Origin of the sequence: Natronococcus sp. A-GB1 (assembly GCF_029688845.1) — an archaeon.
Classification (GTDB): Archaea; Halobacteriota; Halobacteria; order Halobacteriales; family Natrialbaceae; genus Natronococcus.
In genome coordinates, this window is the sequence record NZ_JARUKW010000031.1 from 20,361 (window position 1) to 27,074 (window position 6,714).

Below are 6,714 nucleotides of genomic sequence, written 5' to 3' on the forward strand. Positions count from 1 at the left end.
GACATTATCGAACCCTCGAGATTAGTCGAGCGGGGTACACGCCATACCCGTGTCGATCACCGAGTATCCAAGTCCGAACTGTAGGAACGAGAACCCGAGCACGAGCACGAATATGCCGACGAATAGCCCGCCGACGATACGGTGAGCAATCCGTGCGACGCCGCCGGTCAATGGTAGCGCCTCGAGCCCGCCACCGATGAGGAGCCCGATCACGAGCATCATGACGACGATCGCACCGACGAACCCGACTGTGTTACCGAGCATTTCGCCTGCCTCGGTGCTACAAAAGTCCTCCTCTTGAGCCGCGACCGACATCGTCAGCATCAACGTCGATAGCAACATGACTAACGACGGGACTCTATAATTTCTGCCAATACACTCTCTAAGGCCGGAACACACATCCGGTAGGGGGTTGTGATCTAGCATGCTGTCTCAACAGCACTTCGGCCGGCGTTGGTGCGCCGGTCGGTTCTACAACCGATCAGTGCTTACTTTATCCAACTAGAGTCAACCACTTATAGTTATGGTTATATGGGAACGTTGCAGCAAGAGGGAACGTTTAATGTATGTGGGAACGATATACGCATATGGGTATGCAGCCGGAAAACACGGGCGACATGGCCCGACGGCGTGCAATTCTGACGGACCGAGAACGCGAACTGATTGCAAGCGACGACACCGAGGAGAAAGAATACCAGTATCAAGCGGCCTCGAGGGTCCGGAACAAGATACACGACGAACTCCCGACCGACATTGATATTCTCGAGGAAAATCACCCGGAACTCCTCAAAGAGTTACGGGAGGTCGTGTGCGAGGACGGTGGGTAGCATGTCCGTATTCTATCCACATTTCAACGCGCGGCTCGCGAAACTCATCGGCCTCGCTGCTTTTCTTGCCGCGTTCCTCTCGATCGGGAGCAGGGAATTTGGCGCAATCCCGTTCTTCCTCATCGGGGGGTACATCCTGATCACTCGGAACGCCTCGAATAACACCGGATTCCGTGGGACGACTATGGAAATACTCGGGGTCATGTTCGCGCTTCTCGGCGCGGGCGTGATCTGGAGCTAACGCATAGACAGCGCTTCTCGAGGTGAAACCATGACACTCCAACAGTTCACAAACTACTCTCGGCGATCGTTGCTCGGAGGGATCGCCGCAGGGATCAGCGCTTCGGTCGCTGGATGCACGAACGTATCGACATACGGCGGCGAGAGCGACGGTAACGGTGAATCGGGAGCGAGTGGCGCCGGCGGCGACAGTGTCGCGACAGCGCTTGATCCTGGAGCGTACGCCGATCGATTCGAGACCGTCACGAATCTCGTTGAAGATCACGGCGCCGACCCCTCCGGTGAGGAGCCGATCGGCGACGCGCTCTCGAGTGCCTGGAGTGACGATACGCTAATCGTTCTCCCACAAGGAGACTACAAGCTCAATAGTCAATTCCGACGGACAAGATCGAGGGACGTCGGCTTGATCGGTCAGAACGCAGTGATCCGTCACGGCGAGGTCGAATCTATCCACAGCCATACCGTCGGTTCGGGAGAGTATTCGGGAAGCACCATGATGTTCCGGGTCGGCACCGACAGCACTCCTCACCGCGGCGAGTTCGTGTTTGGTGGCTTCATTTTTGACTGGAGCCGAGAAAACTCGGGAATGCAGGCGATCAATGCTCACGTAGACGGTGACCTCGAGGTTCGGAACATCCTCTTCAATGGGATGCACGACCTCGGAACCCACGGGAACATGCGCGTCGCGACCCACTCTCCCGAGTCGACCGGGCTCGTCGATTCAATCGACATGCGGTGGGGCGGGCTACACCACGAAAACACTATCAACACACGCCGAACGACCGACTACGCTGGGAGAACGAATGAGTACGGCCTCGGACAGTCGTGGTCGACGTCGGGGATCACCGGTCACCCACAAATGCAGGGAACGATCCACTTCAATAATATCCAGTGCGGCGGGTGGCCGGATAACGGGATCTACGTTCGTGGGGGCTCAGGTCGGAAGATTCTCACCAATTGCCACGCGGCGAATAGCGGCGTCGCGAGCCTTCGGACCGACAGCGGTCCCGACTGGGAGCCTGTTGAGTACCTCGATGAAACCGACGACTACGACGAGGCTCGAGACGGACCCTATGGACAGTCGACGCTCGAGAACTGTATCGCTGAGGTCGACCACACGCCCGACGAGAGAACGTACGGGTCTCAGCGTGGGATCCGGCTCCGTGGCGGGGAGTTCGAAGTTCGAAACTGTCACATCCGGATCGGCGTTGACGATGGCGCCGGTGGCGCTGGCGGTAGCTACGCGATCGGGGCGCTTGATGGGACCGAACGAGCGACGGTCACGAATACGTCAGTCGAACTTACTGAGCCCGGCGACGCCTTCTATTTCACTTCAGGATTCGACGTCGAACTGGAGGGTATTGAGATACAAACGACCGGGTGGGATGGCACTCGCTCGAGTGTGTTCGGGGGTGCGACGCCGTCGATGAACGAGGTCGTCCTCAACGGCGAGCCAATCGGATAAACTGTATTTTGCTTGGTGAACCGTCAGACATCCGGCTGACTGAACCACTTGTGTGAGCGAGTTCTTACGGGCGGTGAGGAGAGTCACCGGTGCCAAGACTAACAATTACGATCACCGACGAGCAAGCCGAGATCCTCGAGGAGAAAACGGGGGACGGCGGCGAGTATGAATCTAAGAGCGAGGCGGTGAGAACCTTCATCACCGAGTATGAACGCCTCACAGAGCAGGTGGACGAACTCCAGAACGAACGTGATCGCTTACAGCGGCAACTCGCGGCTACGAACAGTCGTATTGACGAGGTCACTGAGTTAGTCGAGTACGTCGACGAACAGCGAGAGCTCGAGCGCTATCGCGAACGCCGCGAACGTATGGTCGATCAAGCTGGCGTCCTCACTCGAGCGAAGTGGTGGCTCACCGGCGTCCCTGTCGACGGCGGCCGCAGCGACGACGGCGAACTCGAAGAGTGAGATTCTTGATCTAACCAACTGAGGGGGTGACTGCCGGGGGTGTTGTTGGTTAAGACTCCCCGCTCTTATGCAAAGTTACGGAAAATTAGTATTTCTCGCTGTCGGATTGCCCAATCTGTCCATGCAGGGCTTGGACCAAAACCCGCCGACAACAATCAGTTAGTACGGCTGGTCGCCATTAGGCGTCTGGAAGACCTCATTTTCGGGATCGTCCTCAGCCAGCACCCACTCGCCGTCGGCAACAAGCTGCTCAAACTCATCCCGATCATACTCATAGAGCTGTCCAGGAGAGGGACCGACGAGACGAACAGAGTTCTCCCCAACATTGAGTTCGTAGAACAATGGCTCGCTTTCGGACTGTGGGCCAAGGGCACCGTTCCAATTCTCGATATCGGTGGCCGAATTCGTCTTAGACATAGATCACTCTACAGACTCATTTGTGAAACAGTTTGTGTACTCTTCAAGCCTGAACCTGTGGTCAGTCGAAATTGAAGAAGGCGGTATGGTACTTGAGCAATCGATTACTCGTCGTCCGTGTCTGTACTTCCATTGCGATCACGCCGAGTCTGCCGCCCGGCCTCGGTATCCGGCCAGCCATCGCGTTGGTACTCGCCGGCGTGCTCAGTGTTGATGTGCTCGGTAAATTCCTCCCTTGCGCCGAACGTCCTCGAGCAGTCGGGGGATGGACAGTCGTATGTTTGGACGTCGTTGCTCATGCAGCGATCTACCGACGCGATCGGGAAAGTCGTGCGGGTCTCTCGAGTTAACCAAAATCACCTTTGGTTGTCGTCGATCAGACAACCAAGACACACAACAATCCAGATCATTCGAGAGACTTGAGAACGTAGCTATGGTCTGTGATCCCGCCGGTAAAATCACTAGCGCTTAATCATCATCCCCATTTGTCACAAACACCAATTCAGCGTGCTCGATGAATATGTCAAAATTGGGGTTATCGAGATGATCGTCGAACATTTCAATGAAAGAGCCTATCGGGATCCGATCATCACCACTAACAGTTATGTCTATTTCCCCTTCTTTTTCCAACTGTTCAGCTATCTCCTCCTCAGATATCTCATCCCCAGTTCCGAACTCCATGATTACATGTAAGCCGCTATAGTATGTTAAATGCGAGCATCGATAGCATACATATCGTAGATATTATCCGACCCATCACGGCAGTCGAACTACTCGAGCCTTCCGATAGCTATCAAAATCACGTGGTGAATATCACGTATAAAAAGTTCTCCTTGGTACGCAGTTTGAGGAGATGCTCTCAGATCAACGATCGGGAAGACTCGTACTAATCGATTTACAGAGGGCGGGTTCTAACCCGCTATTCCGGTAACCTGCAGCGAGATTGACGTCTACGGCCCAGAATCGATCCTCGTTATCTTTGACGAAGTCGACCCCGACGCCCCGAAGACCGAGTCGATCAACGAGGCGGCGCAAACGACGCCTAAGCGTTGGTCTGGAACGAACCTGACTCAGGAAGCGCTTGGGGGCGTAAAGCTTTGAGGTAACACGCTTGGCCGTCGTATGGACTCGCGTTCCATCGTTGACGGCGTAGTACTTGTAGTCGACAGGCTTCGTGGGAATCAGTTCTTGATAGAAATCCCCTTCACCGTTTAGTTCGGGGTCGCCGTTCCAGATGTAATAGGGCTTTGCGACGTACTCAGAGTCGGGTTTCTCAAAAGTTATTCGGGGTGTTCGAAATCCGACCGCTTCAAGCGCTTGCAGTCCGATTAGCCGTGAACTCAACGCAATCGTCGCGGCGAGGTTATTCCACAAGGATGTCCCCGTTCGCCGTGCGTACCTGAGGGCGGGGATATTGAGCGGGAACACCTGCTTGTTGACGAGCAGAGCAAGATCGTCGATGTGGCTTGGAGAGAGTTCCGATCGCGGATCGAAGAACCGAACTGTATGTCCCGCGTCCCGAAGTCGTCCGGCGACGGCAGTGAACACCGGCTGATCGTCGTCACAGAGTATCCCAATTTGCTCCGCATCAGCCGTATTCATAGGTAATGTGTGTGTGTCAGGTAAGATAATCCTTCGATACAGTCCTACATCAACGAATTCGAAAGCGTGAGACGACCGATTTCAGTATTGGCAGAGCCGTACAGTGTGCACCATCTGTGCTATCTATTCAGCAGCGGTCTGCCAATACCCCGGTATCTGGTAGAAATAACAACGGTTCGCATCTCCATGTAACGGACCGCCGCTTTAGCGTGAATGGATCCAGAGAAAGCCCCTCTATCTGGTGAAGCAGCGATTTCTAACCGTCATTCTCTTGTAAGAGCACTATGTGGTATGTCATGTAGTCAGCCGAGCGTCTGAGTTCAGAGTGAACTCCGCTGTTCTCTATCGGTGATCGGGCGAGAAGATCAAGTATCCTGTGGAGACCACACTGGATCTGTTAGTAGGCCTTGATAGATTTCAACACTCTGTATTGCTCCTGAATTATCGATACTCGTTTTGGAGAAAGTCTTCGTACATCGAGAACATGTCCTAACCCGAACTCTCCCATTTTCTTTTTTGCTCTCAAAATATTTCGAATCCGCATGACCGAATAAATAACATCTGATGGACATTTCCTAAACCACAATGTGATGTAGTGATAATAGTACTGATTGGAAGCTCTAACTGTGGCGTTGTCGTTACACTCTCGTCGGTACGTAAGCATCACCATGTAACGGGGTCCAGAGAAGACCCGTCTCCCTGGTAAAACGGCGAACGCCAACCGTTATTCTCTTGTGAGCACCTATGGGGTATGTCATATTGTCAGCCGAACGTCGGAGTTCAACACAAACTGCGACGTTCACCGACCGATTTACCCTTCTCGCTTATAAACCAAGTCGTCTACAGAACCCATGCCAAGCAATCCCGACGTTGAGCACTCTGATGAGTACAGCCGCGCCCAAACATGGCTCAAGCCGACACAGGTTGAACGGCTTCGGGACGTCTGTCTATCTGACGCCGTCGCACCCTACCTTCAGGACCGGAATGAGGTGATCGTTGCACTGCTCTATGATGCTGGCCTTCGCGCCGGCGAGCTGTGCGCTCTCGACGTGAGTCACCTAGATCTCGAAAACGGGACCATCTATCTCCCGAGTGCTATCCAGAAAGGCTCACCACCGCCAGCGACTCTCGAGCTCAAGCCTGAGACGGTTCGACTACTCCGTCGGTATCTTCGGGACCGATGGAAGGACACTACAGCTCTCTTTCCTACCCGCTCAAGCGACCGAATCACGGCACGATCCCTACAGCGGCTCATAGAAAAACTCGCTGTAGAAGCGAACGTGCGGCCGCTGCTTGCAGGCGGTGGTATAGGAGAGCCGACGGAGGTTACTCCGCACACGCTTCGGCACTCTGTGGCCTATCGGATTATCCAGATCGACGGTGGTCGGCTTGAGGACGCTCAGCTACGACTCCGTCACGCCAATAGACAAACCACGGACCAAATCTATAGTCACTTGATCCCACGGTAGGTGGAAGATCGGTGGTTGTTCGGATCTCACTGGTCAGTGAGAGGAGGAGGTCTTCGACTCATTTAAACTGCCAACGGACAAGAGGCAGATATGTACGATCTGACCGCTTTCCAGCGCGATCTGCTCTATGTTGCTGCTGGCCTGGATGAACCACACGGACTTGCGATCAAAGAGGAGCTCGAGAACTATTACGAAAAAGAGGTCCACCACGGTCGTCTGTATCCGAA

General features: G+C 54.3%; 10 protein-coding genes and 1 pseudogene. 6 read left to right on the forward strand and 5 right to left on the reverse strand.

Translation table 11 applies throughout. From position 1 onward, the window contains the following. Positions 1–21 precede the first annotated feature (21 nt). Entirely contained in the window at positions 22–426 is a 405-nt protein-coding gene (locus QA600_RS21635; protein WP_278294009.1) for a hypothetical protein, read from the reverse strand. Between the two features lie 167 nt (positions 427–593). On the opposite strand from QA600_RS21635, the gene QA600_RS21640 reads away from it, so the two are divergent. The 4 genes from QA600_RS21640 to QA600_RS21655 all read left to right on the forward strand — a co-directional run bounded on the left by QA600_RS21640 (position 594) and on the right by QA600_RS21655 (position 2,999). After that, positions 594–827: a hypothetical protein gene (locus tag QA600_RS21640; protein ID WP_345782049.1), complete on the forward strand. Its 234-nt coding sequence runs from the start codon at positions 594–596 to the stop codon at positions 825–827. 1 nt (position 828) lies between these two features. Beyond that, entirely contained in the window at positions 829–1,068 is a 240-nt protein-coding gene (locus QA600_RS21645; RefSeq protein ID WP_278294011.1) for a hypothetical protein, read from the forward strand. Between the two features lie 30 nt (positions 1,069–1,098). Further along, positions 1,099–2,532, forward strand: a complete 1,434-nt coding sequence (locus QA600_RS21650) for a hypothetical protein (RefSeq protein WP_278294012.1) — start codon at positions 1,099–1,101, stop codon at positions 2,530–2,532. A gap of 89 nt (positions 2,533–2,621) precedes the next feature. Next, positions 2,622–2,999 (forward strand): hypothetical protein, encoded by a 378-nt coding sequence (locus QA600_RS21655; RefSeq protein ID WP_278294013.1) that lies wholly within the window; start codon positions 2,622–2,624, stop codon positions 2,997–2,999. Positions 3,000–3,158: 159 nt separating this feature from the next. Here the strand turns inward: QA600_RS21655 and QA600_RS21660 are convergent, their stop codons facing one another. The 4 genes from QA600_RS21660 to QA600_RS21675 all read right to left on the reverse strand — a co-directional run bounded on the left by QA600_RS21660 (position 3,159) and on the right by QA600_RS21675 (position 5,018). Continuing rightward, complete coding sequence (locus QA600_RS21660) at positions 3,159–3,416, reverse strand: hypothetical protein (RefSeq protein ID WP_278294014.1); 258 nt, start codon at positions 3,414–3,416, stop codon at positions 3,159–3,161. A gap of 104 nt (positions 3,417–3,520) precedes the next feature. Further along, positions 3,521–3,715, reverse strand: coding sequence for a hypothetical protein (locus QA600_RS21665; RefSeq protein ID WP_278294015.1), 195 nt, complete (start codon positions 3,713–3,715; stop codon positions 3,521–3,523). Between the two features lie 169 nt (positions 3,716–3,884). Continuing rightward, positions 3,885–4,097, reverse strand: coding sequence for a hypothetical protein (locus QA600_RS21670; RefSeq protein ID WP_278294016.1), 213 nt, complete (start codon positions 4,095–4,097; stop codon positions 3,885–3,887). A 183-nt stretch (positions 4,098–4,280) separates the two neighbouring features. Further along, positions 4,281–5,018: a hypothetical protein gene (locus QA600_RS21675; protein WP_278294017.1), complete on the reverse strand. Its 738-nt coding sequence runs from the start codon at positions 5,016–5,018 to the stop codon at positions 4,281–4,283. A gap of 851 nt (positions 5,019–5,869) precedes the next feature. Between QA600_RS21675 and QA600_RS21680 the strand changes: the two genes are divergently transcribed. Both QA600_RS21680 and QA600_RS21685 read left to right on the forward strand, forming a co-directional pair. Further along, a complete protein-coding gene (locus tag QA600_RS21680) occupies positions 5,870–6,487 on the forward strand; it encodes a site-specific integrase (RefSeq protein WP_278294018.1) in 618 nt (205 codons plus the stop codon). Positions 6,488–6,577: 90 nt separating this feature from the next. Continuing rightward, positions 6,578–6,714: pseudogene (locus QA600_RS21685) on the forward strand (helix-turn-helix transcriptional regulator); the annotation flags it as partial.

What these genes read in the sequence shown, in the direction of transcription:
- QA600_RS21635 (WP_278294009.1), bottom strand. Translation starts at nt 426, where the DNA reads ATGCTAGATCACAACCCCCTACCGGATGTGTGTTCCGGCCTTAGAGAG.
- QA600_RS21640 (WP_345782049.1), top strand. Translation starts at nt 594, where the DNA reads ATGCAGCCGGAAAACACGGGCGACATGGCCCGACGGCGTGCAATTCTG.
- QA600_RS21645 (WP_278294011.1), top strand. Translation starts at nt 829, where the DNA reads ATGTCCGTATTCTATCCACATTTCAACGCGCGGCTCGCGAAACTCATC.
- QA600_RS21650 (WP_278294012.1), top strand. Translation starts at nt 1,099, where the DNA reads ATGACACTCCAACAGTTCACAAACTACTCTCGGCGATCGTTGCTCGGA.
- QA600_RS21660 (WP_278294014.1), bottom strand. Translation starts at nt 3,416, where the DNA reads ATGTCTAAGACGAATTCGGCCACCGATATCGAGAATTGGAACGGTGCC.
- QA600_RS21665 (WP_278294015.1), bottom strand. Translation starts at nt 3,715, where the DNA reads ATGAGCAACGACGTCCAAACATACGACTGTCCATCCCCCGACTGCTCG.
- QA600_RS21670 (WP_278294016.1), bottom strand. Translation starts at nt 4,097, where the DNA reads ATGGAGTTCGGAACTGGGGATGAGATATCTGAGGAGGAGATAGCTGAA.
- QA600_RS21675 (WP_278294017.1), bottom strand. Translation starts at nt 5,018, where the DNA reads ATGAATACGGCTGATGCGGAGCAAATTGGGATACTCTGTGACGACGAT.
- QA600_RS21680 (WP_278294018.1), top strand. Translation starts at nt 5,870, where the DNA reads ATGCCAAGCAATCCCGACGTTGAGCACTCTGATGAGTACAGCCGCGCC.